This window comes from Nocardia sp. NPDC052112 (assembly GCF_040680135.1).
In the GTDB taxonomy this organism is placed as follows: Bacteria; Actinomycetota; Actinomycetes; order Mycobacteriales; family Mycobacteriaceae; genus Nocardia.
Map to the genome: position 1 here is coordinate 147,007 of NZ_JBFAWD010000018.1, position 15,079 is coordinate 162,085.

General features: G+C 64.9%; 15 protein-coding genes and 1 pseudogene. 5 read left to right on the forward strand and 11 right to left on the reverse strand.

Annotation, left to right across the window (positions count from 1 at the left end):
* Window positions 1–34: 34 nt before the first annotated feature.
* The 3 genes from AB0L58_RS30300 to AB0L58_RS30310 all read right to left on the reverse strand — a co-directional run bounded on the left by AB0L58_RS30300 (window position 35) and on the right by AB0L58_RS30310 (window position 3,181).
* Window positions 35–997, reverse strand: a complete 963-nt coding sequence (locus AB0L58_RS30300; protein ID WP_364391819.1) for an amino acid ABC transporter permease — start codon at window positions 995–997, stop codon at window positions 35–37.
* A gap of 3 nt (window positions 998–1,000) precedes the next feature.
* Window positions 1,001–1,864: an ABC transporter substrate-binding protein gene (locus AB0L58_RS30305; RefSeq protein ID WP_364391944.1), complete on the reverse strand. Its 864-nt coding sequence runs from the start codon at window positions 1,862–1,864 to the stop codon at window positions 1,001–1,003.
* Window positions 1,865–2,122: 258 nt separating this feature from the next.
* Window positions 2,123–3,181 carry an isocitrate/isopropylmalate family dehydrogenase gene (locus tag AB0L58_RS30310; protein ID WP_364391946.1) on the reverse strand — a complete coding sequence of 353 codons (1,059 nt, stop codon included), beginning with the start codon at window positions 3,179–3,181 and terminating at the stop codon, window positions 2,123–2,125.
* Between the two features lie 116 nt (window positions 3,182–3,297).
* Here AB0L58_RS30310 and AB0L58_RS30315 point away from each other — a divergent pair, with 116 nt between their 5' ends.
* Both AB0L58_RS30315 and trxA read left to right on the forward strand, forming a co-directional pair.
* Window positions 3,298–3,819: a 2'-5' RNA ligase family protein gene (locus AB0L58_RS30315; protein ID WP_364391822.1), complete on the forward strand. Its 522-nt coding sequence runs from the start codon at window positions 3,298–3,300 to the stop codon at window positions 3,817–3,819.
* Window positions 3,820–3,886: 67 nt separating this feature from the next.
* On the forward strand, window positions 3,887–4,255 hold the full coding sequence (gene trxA, locus AB0L58_RS30320) for a thioredoxin (RefSeq protein WP_040688945.1): 369 nt from the start codon (window positions 3,887–3,889) through the stop codon (window positions 4,253–4,255).
* A gap of 69 nt (window positions 4,256–4,324) precedes the next feature.
* On the opposite strand, the gene AB0L58_RS30325 is transcribed toward trxA, so the two are convergent.
* Entirely contained in the window at window positions 4,325–4,765 is a 441-nt protein-coding gene (locus AB0L58_RS30325) for a 2-keto-3-deoxygluconate kinase (protein ID WP_364391825.1), read from the reverse strand.
* A 370-nt stretch (window positions 4,766–5,135) separates the two neighbouring features.
* On the opposite strand from AB0L58_RS30325, the gene AB0L58_RS30330 reads away from it, so the two are divergent.
* Genes AB0L58_RS30330 through AB0L58_RS30340 form a run of 3 tightly spaced genes read left to right on the forward strand, consistent with a single transcriptional unit; the run spans window position 5,136 to window position 7,932 of the window.
* On the forward strand, window positions 5,136–5,468 hold the full coding sequence (locus tag AB0L58_RS30330) for a DUF6191 domain-containing protein (RefSeq protein WP_364391827.1): 333 nt from the start codon (window positions 5,136–5,138) through the stop codon (window positions 5,466–5,468).
* A gap of 41 nt (window positions 5,469–5,509) precedes the next feature.
* Window positions 5,510–6,736: a hypothetical protein gene (locus AB0L58_RS30335; RefSeq protein WP_364391830.1), complete on the forward strand. Its 1,227-nt coding sequence runs from the start codon at window positions 5,510–5,512 to the stop codon at window positions 6,734–6,736.
* Window positions 6,737–6,744: 8 nt separating this feature from the next.
* A complete protein-coding gene (locus AB0L58_RS30340; RefSeq protein ID WP_364391832.1) occupies window positions 6,745–7,932 on the forward strand; it encodes a hypothetical protein in 1,188 nt (395 codons plus the stop codon).
* Between the two features lie 44 nt (window positions 7,933–7,976).
* Here the strand turns inward: AB0L58_RS30340 and polA are convergent, their stop codons facing one another.
* The 7 genes and pseudogenes from polA to AB0L58_RS30375 form a co-directional block, all read right to left on the reverse strand.
* Window positions 7,977–10,724 (reverse strand): DNA polymerase I, encoded by a 2,748-nt coding sequence (polA, locus tag AB0L58_RS30345; RefSeq protein ID WP_364391834.1) that lies wholly within the window; start codon window positions 10,722–10,724, stop codon window positions 7,977–7,979.
* A gap of 63 nt (window positions 10,725–10,787) precedes the next feature.
* Entirely contained in the window at window positions 10,788–11,195 is a 408-nt protein-coding gene (locus AB0L58_RS30350) for a PIN domain-containing protein (protein ID WP_364391837.1), read from the reverse strand.
* A 5-nt stretch (window positions 11,196–11,200) separates the two neighbouring features.
* Window positions 11,201–11,356, reverse strand: a complete 156-nt coding sequence (locus AB0L58_RS30355; RefSeq protein ID WP_364391956.1) for a hypothetical protein — start codon at window positions 11,354–11,356, stop codon at window positions 11,201–11,203.
* Window positions 11,357–11,362: 6 nt separating this feature from the next.
* A pseudogene (locus tag AB0L58_RS30360) lies at window positions 11,363–11,428 on the reverse strand (hypothetical protein); the annotation flags it as partial.
* A gap of 43 nt (window positions 11,429–11,471) precedes the next feature.
* Entirely contained in the window at window positions 11,472–12,482 is a 1,011-nt protein-coding gene (locus AB0L58_RS30365) for a neutral zinc metallopeptidase (RefSeq protein ID WP_364391839.1), read from the reverse strand.
* A gap of 83 nt (window positions 12,483–12,565) precedes the next feature.
* Complete coding sequence (locus tag AB0L58_RS30370) at window positions 12,566–14,242, reverse strand: DUF885 domain-containing protein (RefSeq protein WP_364391841.1); 1,677 nt, start codon at window positions 14,240–14,242, stop codon at window positions 12,566–12,568.
* Between the two features lie 49 nt (window positions 14,243–14,291).
* On the reverse strand, window positions 14,292–14,987 hold the full coding sequence (locus AB0L58_RS30375; protein ID WP_364391948.1) for an ABC transporter ATP-binding protein: 696 nt from the start codon (window positions 14,985–14,987) through the stop codon (window positions 14,292–14,294).
* Between the last annotated feature and the right edge of the window lie 92 nt (window positions 14,988–15,079).

A 15,079-nucleotide genomic window follows, 5' to 3' on the forward strand; every position in this document is an offset into this window, starting at 1 on the left:
GACCGCGAAGGCGCTGTGTCTATTGTTCGCTCACTCATTTCGCCTTCACAATCGTCTGAGCGTCGGCCAGTTCCTGCAGTTGCTTGGCGGTCAGCTGCCGCGAGGCACCCCGCGAGTAGTAGCGCTCCAGGTAGAACTGCCCGATCATCAGCACACTGGTGACCGCGAGATACCAAGTGGCGGTGACCAATAGCAATGGAATCGGCTGGAAGTTCACGCCGTAGATATCGCGAGCCCGCCCGTAGAGGTCGGTGCTCAACGGAATCGCGGTGACCAGCGACGTGGTCTTCAGCATGCCGATCAGCTCATTGCCGGTCGGCGGGATGATCACCCGCATCGCCTGCGGCAGCACGGTCCTGCGCATGGTCTGCGACCACGACATGCCGAGCGCGGTCGAGGCCTCGCGCTGGCCCTCGCCGACGGAATTTATTCCGGCACGGACGATTTCGGCCATATACGCGGCCTCGTTGAGACCGAGGCCGATGACCGCGAAGGTGAATGCGGCCTGTAGGCCCTGCACATCGATCCGCACGAATTCGGGCCCGAACGGTACCCCGAACTGGATCGACTTGTACAGCGACGGAAACAGGCCCCAGAACACCAACTGCACGAAAACCGGGGTGCCACGGAAGATCCAGAGATACACCCAGGCCGCCGAGCGCAACACCGGATTCGGCGACAGGCGCATCACCGCGAGCAAGGTGCCCAGCACGACGGCGATCGCCATCGCGAGCACGGTCAGTTCGAGCGTGACCACCGCGCCGGAGGCAATCCGGCTGTCGAACAAATACTTTCGATACGTGCCCCATCCGTACGCGGGATTGGTGGCCGCGCCGTAGATGAACAACCCGAGCAGGGCGAGGATGAGCGCCGCGGCGATCCAGCGGCCCGGCCTGCGTAGTGGAACGGCCTTGATCGGCTCCGGTTCTGCCGCGTCGATCGGCCCGCCGGGCCCGGTGTCGTCACCGGGCGCCGACGTGATTTCGGGTGACGACATCGATCAGCTCTCGGCGCCGTTGATGACCGACTTGGTGATCGCGCCCTCCTGTACACCCCAGTTCTTGGTGATCTCCAGGTACTTACCGTTGTCGATCAGGTGCTGGACGGCGGCCTGCAGCGCCTTGCCGAGCGCCGAACCCTTGGGGATGGCCCAACCGTAGGGTGCGGAATCGAAGACCTTGCCCGCCGCCTCGATCTTGCCGTCGCTCTTCTTGATCGCGTACGCGGTCACCGGCGAATCCGCCGACATCGCGTCGACCTGGCCGAGCATCAGGGCGTTGGTCGCCGCGCTCTGCTCGTCGAACGGCTTCTTATCGATGGCGGGCTTGCCCGCCTCTTCGCACTTCTTGCTGCGCGCCGGAATCTCGTCGGTGTCCTGAACCGTGGTGGCCTGGACGGCGACCCGCTTACCGCAGGCGTTATCCGGGTCGATCGGCTTACCCGTCTGCTGCGCCCACTGGCTGCCCGCATTGAAGTAGGTGGTGAAGTCGACGCTCTGCTCGCGTTCCTTCGAATCGGTGATGGAGGACATGCCGACGTCGTAGGTACCCGCCTGGATCGCGGGAATGATCTTCTCGAACGAGGATTCGAGGTATTCGGCCTTGAGACCGAGGGTCGCCGCGACCGCATCCATCAAATCGACATCGAAGCCGACGATCTTGCCGCTCGGATCCTTGTACTCATTGGGCTGATAGGGGATATTGACCCCGACGACGAGTTTGCCCGACTGCTTGATCTTGTCCGGGAGCAGCGCGGCGGCCGTGTCGACCTTGTCGATACCCTGTACCTTCGCGACCGCGGGCGAGCTGTCCTCGGAATTACTACAGCCTGCCAACACCAATGCACCACCGGCGAGTACGCACATCGCTTGCAGGGCGCGCCTGCCAAGAACCGATCGAACAGACACAGCAGCCCTCCACATTTCGGATTCGAGAAACCCGGGTGTCACCACCCGTTTGGCAATCTAAGCGATCGTGGCGTTTCGTGCTGGACAGTAACGGAAGATTATCCGTTCTGTGCGGAACACTCCGAGCACAGCAAACACTCAGTCACCGGCGGTGGACCCTACCGGACGGTCCGATGTTCGAACGAGTCGGGTTCCTGTCGGCCCCGCCGGTGCGGATCAGCGTCGGTGCACCCGCGCGCAGACCTGCTCGGTGAATTCGCTGGTCGAGGCGAGGCCACCCAGGTCGGCGGTGGCGATCCCGGCGGCAAAACTCCCAGCGACGGCGCGTTCGATGCGTTCGCCCGCGCTCGACAGCACGCGGTTGTTGTCGCGAATACCCAGCCAGTGCAACAACATTGCCGCCGAGAGCTGCAGTGCCGCGGGGTTTGCGCGGTTGTGTCCGGCCAGTGCCGGCGCGGCGCCGTGCACCGCTTGGGCCACCGCCTTGGTCGCCGAGCAGTTGAGCGATGCGGCGATGCCGAGCGAACCACTCAGCTCCCCCGCGAGATCGGACAGGATGTCACCGAAGAGGTTCTCGGTCACCACCACGTCGTAGTCGCGGGCGGCCCGGACCAGATGGGCGGCGACCGCGTCGACGTGTTCGTCGTCGACCTCGACCGCCGGATAGGCGTGGGCGACGTCATAGCAGACATCGCGGAACAGGCCCATCGTCATCGGCAGCACATTGGCCTTGTGCACGATCGTGACCCGCTTGCGACGTGCGGCCGCGAGCCGGAAGGCCTCGTGCGCGATCCGCTCGCAGGCCTGCCGGGTGATCAGGCCGACCGCCATCGCCACGTCGGGAGTGGGCCGGAACTCGCCCGACCCGGCGAACATATTGCGGTCGGCGTAGAAACCCTCGCTGTTCTCCCGAACGATCACCAGGTCGATATCGGGAGCGCTCGCTTTTACTCCGGCGAAGGCACGTGCCGGCCGGATATTCGCGTACAGGCCGAAGCGTTTGCGGATGACACCTCCGGGCGCGATTCGATGTTCGGGCGGGTAGGCGGCATTATCGTGCGGCCCCAGGATCCAGGCGTCGAGTCCGTCGAGGGCGGCGAGGGTCTGCTCCGGCAAAGGATTGCCGAATTCTTCGATGGCGTCCTGCCCCATCGGCAACCGAACCCAGTCGACGGAGGCCGCACCGGCCGCGGCAAGTGCCTCGTCGACCACCGCGCGGGTGGCACGGACCACCTCTGGGCCGATGCCGTCACCTTCGATGAGGCCAAGTCGCATGGGCGACGTATCACGGTTCACCGGGCCATCCTCCCGCGATGCGGTTCGTTTGCCGACAACTGGGCCGTGTGTTCGCCGCACATCGGGCCGCGCGGGCGGCTAACCTCTCGTGAACTATGGTGCAGTCGGTCGAATTGCTATTGGACGAGGTGGCCGATGCGGAGATCCGGCGGCAGTGGCAGTTGCTCGCGGATGCCGGGATTCCGAGCTTGGTCGGGAAGAACACCGAGTCCAACCGGCCACATATCACCGTCGCGGTGGCCAGACAGATCTGGCCGCGCATCGATCATGCGCTGGACCAGCTGACCTTCCGGCCGATTCCGATACGACTCGGCGGCGTGCTGGTCTTCGGTGCGCGCCATCCGATCCTGGTCCGGATGGTGGTGCCCTCGGAGCAGTTGCTCGCACTGCAACGCCGCATTTTCGCTGTCGTCTCGCCGTGTCCGGGCATACCGGCGAATGTGCAGCCCGACGAGTGGACACCGCATATCACGCTGGCCAGGCGGGTGCCGACGCAGCATTTGGGCGAGGCGATCCACGCCGTCGCCAGGGACCGTGATTTCGCCGCGACCGTGGTGGGTATCCGGCGTTGGGACGGCGATCAACGGCGGGAGTGGCCGGTCGCCCGAGGAAGATAGCGGCACCGTCGGAAGAGAAATACCGCGCCGGACGTTATAGCTGGCGACTACGACACGAGAGGACGTCATGGCCACCCAGACGCTGAACCAACAGAATTTCGATGAGATCGTCACCGGAAACGACGTGGTACTCGTCGATTTCTGGGCCGACTGGTGCGGTCCGTGCAAGAGTTTCGCACCCACCTTCGAGGCCTCCTCGGACAAGCATCCGGATGTCGTGCACGGCAAGGTCGACACCGAGGCCGAACAGGGCCTGGCCGCCGCCGCCAACATCCGCTCGATTCCGACCATCATGGCGTTCCGCGAGGGCGTGCTGGTCTTCGCTCAGCCGGGTGCCCTGCCGCCCGCCGCGCTCGAGGATCTGGTCACCCAGGTGAAGGCGCTGGATATGGACGAGGTGCGCAAGCAACTCGCCGAACAGCAGGCCGGTCAGTAAGCTCCGGTTCACATAAACACGCCGCCGGGCCGCTCACATTTTGCGGAATGTGAACGGCCCGTTGCATTTTCAGCTATCAGCGCCCAGTTTGTTGACGCCCGCGATCATGGCGCGGACCGTCGATTCGGCGCCGTCGTCGGCCAGGGCCGCGCCCCAGCCGCGCCTGCCGTTGCATTCGCACTGCACGAACGTGGCGGTGCCGATAGCGGTGCGGCGCTGGTGGAACTGCAGGATTTCAACCGGATAGCCCTCGTCGTAGAGGGCCGAGGTCATCGCGGCGACCGGGCTGCCGGTGGCGATCACCGTACGCAAGTGGTCGGCGAATTCCAGGGTGGCCGTGAACTCCGCGCTCCGATTGCCCGCGGGCGACCAGTCACCGACCCGAATCGGGCCGGAATGCTCGCAATAGCGGTGGTGGAACTGCGCCGGGGTCAGATCGACGCATTCGGCGCGCAGCGCCTTGGGGGCGGCGGCGATGAACGTGTGGGGATCAAGAGTCAGGATGGTCATTGTGCGGAGGTCTTCCCGAGGATTGTCTTCTCAATTGACAGAGGGGACCAGCAGTAAGTAGTCAGTAGCCCGCAGCGAGGGGGCCGGTCCGAATCAGACCCCGCTACGGCGGGCTACTACGAGAAGTCGCCGGGTTGCCACCATCGCGGTAAGCGGAATTAGCACTGCGCTGTCGCGGTCTGCGACGTGGCGCGCGGCGCTGTGGCGGTCGGCGGGATTCGGCACGCCGATCAGAATAGGGCGATCTTCACGCAATAGCAACCACATTTGTTGCCCCGTCGCGCCTACTCGCGAGTATCATTCCTGCAGCTCAGGGGTGTAGTACCGAGGGTGGATGGCAAGCCGCCGTAGCGCCGGTACTTTCGGTCACATGGGTGCCCTTGTCGCCATGACCATCCCCGGATTGGCCATCCTGCTGATCGGACTCGCATTCGTCGAGGTGCTGTGGAATCGGCTCACCGGAGCTCGGATGCTGCCGTGGTTCAAGCACCGTACGCACACGCCGGTCGCCGCGACCGGATTCGAACAGGTCGCCGCGGCCTTTCAGGGTTCGAAGCATTTCGAATTCGAGCAGCGGCAGACGGCACTGATGCATAAAGAAGATAAGTCCGACGGGGCACCGCCGCGCAATGAGATCGATCTGCGCACCGGGTCGGCGAAGCTGGTGCGGCGTCATTCGAACGTGAACGATCCGGCGGTCTGACGTAGTATCCGGACAATCGGAAAGCTGCCCGGGGGACGTTGATGTCGTTATCGGTCTTGGCCCGAGCCGGAGGTGCGCTGGTTGTCGCCGCGACCCTGGCGATCGGCGTAACCGGTTGTGGCTCCGCGATTTCCGGGCAGGCCACGCCCGGCATGACCCCGGCGAACCTGGCCGCGCTCAACACCGGACCGTATCAGTCCACACCGCAGGTCTACCGGCCGAAGATCAGCTACAACACCCAGGTCTTCCATATCGAATCCCGCCGGATGATGGGCTATATCGTCTCGCCCTATCAGATCGATCCGGATATGAAGTTGCTCGAGGCGGTGCGCGTCATCGACCAGAGCAGCTTCCGCAGCATTACCGGCGAATTCCCGGAGAGCTACGCCCCGATCGCCGAACGCAACCATCTCATCGGCGGTGCGCTGACCACCCGGTCCAACGGCGATCTACGCAACCGGAAGTTCATGACGATCTCGATCATGCGATTCCCGAACGATGCCGCCGCCCGCGCCGCGGCCACCGAATTCGACCAGGACAGCGCCAATTCCCTGCCCGGCCGCCACGGCATCGCACTGGACGGCGTCGCGAACGCGATGGCCTCCTCGGTCACCGATGCCAAGGGCTGGGTCTACGCCTGGCGCGGCCCGTTCGTGGTGCTCAGCATGGTGACGGTGCCGAAACCGGATCCGAATGCGATTGCCACGCAATTGAAGAAGATGCTGCAACTGCAGGACGCGCGGCTCGCCGAGCTGAATCCGACGCCGGTCGACGACATTCTGGATCTGCCCCTGGATACCGACCGGATAATGAGCCTGGCGCTGCGCGCGGCGAAGGGATCGCCCGGCGTCTTTCTGCGCGAGGAGAACATCGGCATCTACAGCCCGACCGGACAACTGCATTTCGAGCGGGACGCGGCCGTCGCGACGAAGGCGTTCGCCGACGCGGGTGTCGATCTGGTTGGACAGAACGACGGGACCGTCTATCGGACAAGGGATCTCGCCGCCGCCTTCCGTCTGCAGACCGCGCTCACGGTGCTCGGCAAGAACGACGAGGAGGCCGCCGATCCCCCGGGTGTGACCGATGCCCGGTGCATTCAACTCGACGAGGCCGAGCCCATTCGCAACGATAAGTACCTGTGCGCCATGGTCTACGGACGCTATGTCGCGGTCATCGGCGCGAACGCCACGTTCAGCGGCAATGCCCCGGACGCGGCCTTCTATCAACGTGCCGCCGCACAGTATTCGATCCTGGCCAAGAACGGATGAAGCGGCCGATGAAGTCTGCGCGGATCGCGTTCGGTGGTGTGCTGCTGGTCGCCGTGCTCACCGTGACCAGCGGCTGCGACGAATCGGAAAGGACCGCACCGCCCGCCGTCGATGTCTCGAAACTCGACTCCGGCAACTATCCGACCACCCCGCGCACCATCGAGCGGTCCGAGGAGCAGGGTGCGATTCAGGAGGCACTTGCCCTGGGCGAGCATGTGCCGCTGCTGATGGATGTCGATAGTCGCATGGTCTTCAATATCGCCAGGAGCGGCAATCGGGCCTTCACCCAAAAGCATCCGCCACCGGCCAATAGTGGTGTCGGCAATGTCGAGGAATTCTTCGGGCCGGTGCCGGGATTGATCGCCGGATTCGGCACCTACGCGCAGCGCCGCCAGGAGTTCGCGCTCGGCTCGGATGTGGAGATGGCGATTCTGCGCTTCTCGACCGCTGATCAGGCCGGCGTCGCGATGAACTTTCTGGCCGCCGAGGACAACAAGGAATATCCGGCCAAGGCGACCGCGACCATCCCCGGTTACCCCGAGGCCCGCGCCGGTGTCAGCGAACTGAATTCACTGACCACCTGGTTGACCAGAGGCGAATACGTACTGCGGATCTGGACCAATAATCCGCTCGCCACGCCGCCCGACCCGGTACCGCTCGCCGAATTCACCAAACGGATCCTGGATAAACAGTTCGAGATGCTGCGCGACTACCGGCCGACATCCCCGGACAAACTGGCGGCACTCCCCGTCGATGTCGATGGACTGCTCGGGCGCACCATCCCGAGTAAGGCGGCGGTCAACTGGACGCCCGGTGTCTACACACCACATGCCGCCCTGCATGTGCACAGTCGATCGGACCTGACCAGTCGGCTGTTCACCGATACCGAGGTCGATGCGTTCGCGCTGGACGATTCGGGTGTCTACCGGACCGCCGATGCCGCCGCGGCGGCCCGACTCATCGCGGGATTCATCGATCAGGCGACCGACAGCTTCGCGGTCATCGATCCGCCGCCCGGATTACCCGATGCGAAATGTCTGAAGAAGCTGGACGATCCGGTCGTCGCCGACCTGTCCGCCGACTATCAGTGCTACGTCGCCTATGACCGCTACGTGGGGAATGTCGGATCGTCCCAGGTTCAGGATCTCTATCAGCAGGCCGCCGCGCAGTACAAACTACTGGTCGCCGGGCACTGAAATACGGTGCGGCACACCGGAAGTCCGGTGTGCCGCACGTTCGCTCAGTGCGCGGCCGAGTCCCAGCTACGGCCGGTGCCGACGGAGACGTCCAATGGGACCGACAGTGTGATCGCCGAGGACATCTGTTCGCGGGCGAGTGCGTCCAAGGCGTCCCGCTCCCCGTCGGCGACCTCGAAGACCAGTTCGTCGTGAATCTGCAGCAGCATGCGCGAGCGCAAGCCCGCCTCCTTGATCGCCTTGTGCACATTGATCATCGCGACCTTGATGATGTCGGCGGCGGTGCCCTGGATGGGCGCGTTGAGGGCCATGCGTTCGGCCGCCTCGCGGCGCTGGCGGTTGCTGGAGTCCAGATCGGGCAGATAGCGGCGGCGACCGAAGAGGGTTTCGGTATAGCCGACCTTGCGCGCCTGTTCGACGACCTCGTAGAGGTAGTCGCGAATACCGCCGAAGCGGTCGAAGTAGACCTCCATCTGCTCCTTGGCCTCCTGCGTGCTGATCTTCAGCTGCGTCGAAAGACCGTAGGAGCTCAGACCATAGGCCAGACCGTAGGACATCGCCTTGATCCGGCGGCGCATCTCGGATGTCACCTCCGACAGTGGGATATCGAAGGCCTTGGAGGCGACGAAAGTGTGCAGATCCTCGCCGGAGTTGAAGGCCTCGATCAGGCCCTCGTCACCGGAAAGGTGGGCCATGATGCGCATTTCGATCTGGCTGTAATCCGCGGTCATCAGCGACTGGTAGCCGGAGCCGACAACGAAGGTGTCACGGATCTGGCGGCCGGTGTCGGTGCGGATCGGGATGTTCTGCAGATTCGGCTCGGTCGAGGACAGGCGGCCGGTGGCGGCGATGGTCTGATTGAAGGTGGTGTGGATGCGGCCGTCGTCGGCGACGGATTTGAGCAGTCCGTCCACGGTGACCTTGAGCCGGGTGGCGTCGCGATGCTCGAGCAGATGGCGCAGGAACGGGTGCTCGGTCTTCTCGAACAGCGATTCCAGTGCGTCGGCGTCGGTGGTGTAGCCGGTCTTGGTGCGCTTGGTCTTCGGCATATCGAGTTCGTCGAAGAGCACCACCTGCAGCTGTTTGGGCGAGCCGAGGTTGATCTGTTTACCGATCACGCCGTAGGCGGCGTTGGCCGCATCGGCGACCTTATCGGCGAATTGGCGCTGTAGGGTCTCGAGCTGGTCGATATCGACCGCGATACCCGCACTCTCCAGTTCGGCGAGCACGCCAAGCAGCGGCAGTTCCATATCGTCGAGCAGTGCGCTGGATTCGATCTGGCGCAGTTCGCCGTCGAGCGCCTCGGCCAGATCGAGAACAGCCCTGGCGCGCAGCATTTCGGTCTGCGCGAGTTCGGCGTCCACGGCGTCGGCATCGTCGAGCAGCGACAGCTGCGGGGTTTCGTCGGTTTCGGCGCGCAGCTCGCGGTGCAGGTAGCGCAGCGAGAGATCGTCGAGGTTGAAGCTACGCTGCCCAGGGCGGACCAGGTAGGCGGCCAGCGCGGTATCGCTGGTGAGACCGGCCAGGGTCCAGCCGCGACCGCGCAGCGCGTGCATCGCGGCCTTGGCCTCGTGCAGCGCCTTCGGCACGGCCGGATCGGCCAGCCAAGCGCCCAGTGCGGCTTCGTCTTCCGGGGTCAGCACGGCGACATCGATATAGCCACTCTCGCCATCCGCGGCGGCGATGGCGAGCGCGCGCGTGTCACCATTGCCGGGCGTACTGGTGCCGACCACCGAAATACCGTGGCGGACAACGACTTTCGCATGTTCGGCAAGCCACGCGCCAACCGCGCCGACGTCGAGCACGCCGCCGCTGATCTCGAAGCCGGATTCGGCCTCGGGCTCCGGCGGGGCGAGGGTTTCGAAGAGCCGATCGCGCAGCACCCGGAACTCCAGGTCGTCGAAGAGCTGGTGGATCTTATTGCGATCCCATGGCTGCTGGGCCAATTGGTCGGGGGTGTATGGCAGCGCGACGTCGCGAACCATCTCGGTGAGCTGGCGGTTGAGCACCACACTGCTGAGGTTGGCGCGCAGCGCGTCGCCGACCTTGCCCTTCACCTCGTCCACCTTGTCGACGAGGGTGGCCAGATCACCGTACTCGCGAATCCATTTGGCGGCGGTCTTCTCCCCGACGCCCGGAATGCCGGGCAGATTGTCGCTCGGGTCGCCGCGCAGGGCCGCGTAATCCGGATACTGGGCCGGGGTGAGCTGGTATTTGGCCATCACCTCATCCGGGGTGAACCGGGTGAGATCGGAGACGCCCTTGCGCGGGTACAGCAACGTGACCTCATCGCTGACCAACTGGATGGCATCGCGGTCACCGGAGACGATCAGGACCCGGAACCCCTCGGTCACGGCCTGGGTCGCGATGGTGGCGATCAGATCGTCGGCCTCGAAGCCGTCGATCGCCATCACCGGAATGCCCATGGCGCCGAGCACATCCTTGGTGAGTTCGACCTGGCCACGGAACTCATCGGGCGTGGCACTGCGCCCCGCCTTGTACTCCGGATACGCCTCCGTGCGGAAGGTCTTGCGGCTGACATCGAAGGCCGCCGCGATATGCGTCGGCTTCTCGTCCCGCAACAGGTTGATCAGCATGGCGGTGAACCCGTACACCGCGTTCGTGGTCTGCCCGGTGACCGTCTTGAAGTTCTCCGCGGGCAATGCGAAGAACGCGCGATAGGCAATCGAATGCCCATCCAACAGCAACAACGTCGGCTGCTCACCGGCTGCCGCGGCTGTGCCCGTCGCCTTCGGGGCACTGGAACGCTGATCAGTAGTCGCTGGGGTCACGCCTGAGAGTGTATTGACGCCCACCGACAAAGACACTGTGGGGCACGGGAGCACTTCAACAGATCAGGGCAGAATCTCGAAAGCATCGATATGTCGTGGCCGGACGACGGAGAAATGCCGCCGATTCAGGGTCGCCACCTGAGTAATGCCGAGCCGTTCCGCCGTGGCGACGACCGACGCATCGGCCGTGCCGAGCGGAAAATCCCTATACTTGGCAGCTAATTCGGCAATGCGCAGCCAGTCCGAAGGATGGACCGGTTCGACGGAAAACAGGCCTTCGGCGAAGTCTCCGAGAAACCACACCTCGGCCTCAGCACCAACCCGGGTGGCAATCATGTACGCGGCTTCGGTGATGACCAAAGTGGGCACGACCAGTGGACCTCGGTGATGTTGCAGTAGATCCAGGCAAGACTTGTGGTGGGCATCGTCCGCATCGACGTAAGCAAACAGCGGCCCGGCGTCGACAAGCAAGCGCGCTATCGGTCCCACTCCCCGCGCAGGATTTCTTCGATCCGCTCGGAGATATCCGAGCGACCGCTGCGCCCGGCGGCAGCCGCACCGAATCGTCGCGGCTCGCTGCTCTCAGGCAGATACGCCTCGATGGCCTCCCTAGTCCAATCGGAAATCGTCATCTCCCTCCGTGCAGCTTCCTGCCGGACCCTGTCATCCAGGTCGTCCGGCAGTTTTACCGTCGTACGTTTCATGGTATGCCAGCATACCGGCCGCGCAGGCGATCGCACGGATCCCTCATTCCACGTGTGCCGGGGAGCTGTACCAGGTGTTGCACTCCCAGGTGTCGCCCTTGTCGGCGCCCCATTTCCACCAGCCCCACACGTTCTCTTCGGTGCCCTGCATACGCGGGTCTCGGGTGGGCTGGCCACTGTGGACGGTGTGGGACGCCTCGGTCCAGGTTTGTTCATCGATATCGGCGCGGCCGAAGTTGGTGCCGAGGAACATGCCGGAAAAGCAGCGCGCCTGCAGTTCCATGCGACGGCTTTGCTCGCGACCGGCGGTGGTGTCCTTGCCGACGGTCGAACGCTTTTCGTTGTAGGCCTGCATGACGCCGATCAGATTCTGAACGTGGTGGCCGTATTCGGTACTGAGGACGGCCAACTGGGCGCCGCGGCGCGAACCGCTGGACAGCGGCCGCATGGCGTCGTAGGGCAGGACCAGGGTTTCGTCGAGGGCACAGTAGAACGTTGTCGGGCCGTTGCGCAGTCGCTGCACGCATTGGCTCGCCACGTCCCGGGATTCGGTGGGGGCGAGTAGCCGCGGCGGATGGAACGGCAGCCCGGCACCCCGCAATGTCGGTTCCCAGGACGCGTCCAGGCAGGCGATCGCGCCCCGATAGAAGGCCCGCGCCGCCTCCGGATCCTCATGCCAGGTGGGCAGTTTGCAATCGACCCTGCCGAGTCCGACGTGCTGAGCGAAGAGCGGATGGTCGGCCAGCGCCTGCACCGCGCGGCTCGACGCCAGCGGCATCCCGGCCGACGATGCCCCGGCCAAGGGCGCGAAGGCGACCGGGGGCGCGGCATCGCCGATCGGGTTCGCCGAGTCGGGTAGGGCACCGGCGAATCCCGGCGTCATCGAGTTATCGGAAACCGTACGCGCGGTGCGCATTTCACCCGCGTCAGCGGAATGTCCGGTGACCAGTAGACCAGTCGTGGTGAGCACACCGACCACACCGAGCACCACCCAGATCAGGACGATCCGTTTGCTCCGCAACGGACCGAGCCGAGAGCTGAACGTGCTGTTCATGACCTACCTATAGTGCTCGATCACCGCACCTTCATTGGACTCCCGCCCGGCACCGCCCGCAACTCGGAGAAGCGCTCGGCGGGTCACAGTCCGGCCACGAGTTCGCGCAGCACCGGCAGGCTGACCGAGCCGGAACCGAGCACCACATCGTGGAACGCCTTGATGTCGAAGGCGGCACCGAGCCGGTCGGCGGCCTGCCCGCGTTGCCGACGAATCTCGAGCTGTCCGACCTTGTAGGCCACGGCCTGACCCGGAATCGCGATATAGCGGTCGACCTCGACCTCGATCTCGGTCAGCCCGACCGGCGCGTTGGCCACCATGAAGTCGATGGCCCGCTGCCGGCTCCAGCCCTTGGCATGAATTCCGGTATCGACGACGAGTCGGCACGAGCGCCAGGAGTCGGCGGCCAACATGCCGACGCGTGCCAAATCGTCTTCGTACAAACCCATTTCGTCGGCCAGACGTTCGGTATAGAGCGCCCAACCCTCGACGAAGGCGGTATTCGCGAAGGACTGGCGTTGGAATCGTGGCAGCTCGTCGAGTTCATTGGCGATAGTGAGCTGCAAATGGTGCCCCGGAATCGCTTCGTGGTAGGCCACCGCCGCCGTCTCGTAGCGGCTGCGGCCCGCCGGTTCGTGCTGATTCACGAAGTAGGTACCCGGCCGGGAGCCGTCCGCGGCGGGCGGAAAGTAGTATGCCGCAGGCGAATCCGCGGCCAGGAATTCCGGCACCGCGACGATATCGCAGGATTCCTTGGGCAGGCGGCCGAACCAATTGCCCATCTCCGCGATCGCCGCACCGAGCGCGTGTTGCGCATCGGCCATGATCTCCTCGCCGCTGACGTACCGCAGTTCGGGATCCTTGCGCAGGCGGGTGAAGATTTCGGCGGTATCGGTGGTACCGAACAGCCGGGCACCGACCACGGCGTATTCCTCGCGCAGCAGTGCCAATTCCGACAGGCCGAGTTCGTGGATCTCGTCCGCGCCGAGATCGGGCAGGGTGGTGTGGCGGCGCAGCTGCCGCCGGTAGATATCCGCACCGTCGGCACCGAGCCAGCACAGACCGCATTTGTCGTCGGGACGGGCGGCCGGCCGCAATTCGTCGGCCAGTACGTCTCGATACCGTTGGAAGGCCGGGCGGATCACGTCGCGGGCGACCTCGGTGAGTTCGGCGCGCCAGGCGGCCTCCCCGTCCCAGTCCGCCGGTCCGGCGAAGGTGGCGAACGGATCGGTGGCGATATCGGAGGCCAGGTAGCCATCCAGCTGGTTGAGCGAGCGTTCGATGGTGATGCGCGCGGGCGCTCGGCCCGCGGCCAGACCGTTGCGGAACTGCTGAACCGCCTGGTCGAACAGCGTGCCGAACTGGCGATACCGCTGGACCAGAGCGAGCGCGTGTGTGGGCCGCGGCGCCTTGGTCTGGGTGGCCATCATGAGCATGCCCGCGTGCACACCGTCCATCTGGTCCGATGCCAGTTCGATCGGCCGCCACGCCAGATTGTCGATGGCCGTATCCAGTTCGGTGCGCAACAGACCGCGCGTGACCCGGTCGGTTGCGTCCAGCCTTTCGGCATCCAGACCGGCGACCTGACCGCGCAGCCCGCGCAAGGTCGTGAGCAGCCGCTGCTCGGCCTCGGGCGAGAGATTCTCGACGCGATCGTCGAAGCGGTGGTCGCCGAGCAGGGTGGCCGTACTCGGCGCGGCCGCCAGCACACTGTCCCAGTAGCGGTCGGCCAGATTCGTCAGTTCGTCATGCCCGTCCATGGCCGCCATCATGCCTCGAGGCGGCCACGGACGGGTCCGACTCTCTTGGTCAGCCCACGCCCAGGTAGGCCGACTTCACTGCGGGATCGGTGAGCAGATCTCCGCCGATGCCGCTCTTGGTGACCTCACCGGTCTCCAGAATGTAGGCGCGATCGCTGCGGGTCAGCGCCTGCTGGGCATTCTGCTCGACCAACAGCACGGTGGTGCCCTGCTGGTTGATCTCGCTGATGATCCGGAAGATCTGCTGAATCACCATGGGCGCCAGTCCCATCGACGGTTCATCGAGCAGCAGCAGGCGCGGGCGGGCCATGAGCGAGCGGCCGATGGCCAGCATCTGCTGCTCGCCGCCGGAGAGCGTGCCGCCGACCTGCTTGCGTCGCTCGGACAGCCGCGGGAACAACTCGAAGACCCACTCCAGCGTCTGGCCGTACTCCGCCTTCTGCTTGAAAGCCCTTCCGTAGCAACCCATATCGAGGTTTTCCTGGACCGTCATACCCGGGAAGACACCGCGGCCCTCCGGCGCCTGGATCAACCCGTGCGTCACCCGCTCGTGCGCCTTCATCTGGGTGATGTCGCGACCCTCGAACTTGATCTTGCCGCGGGTCAGCGGCAGCAGGCCGGACAGCGCACGCATGGTGGTGGTCTTGCCCGCGCCGTTGGCGCCGAGCAGGGTCACCAGCTCACCCTCGGCGACCCGGAGCGAAACCCCGTGCAGTGCTTGGATTCTGCCATAGTTGACGACCATATCGTCGACCTCGAGCAGGGGCGGCGCCGTACTGAAGTCACGCGGCTCCGGCTTGCGGTGCCCGCCACCGGCCGGAGCCGGTTGATCGGCGG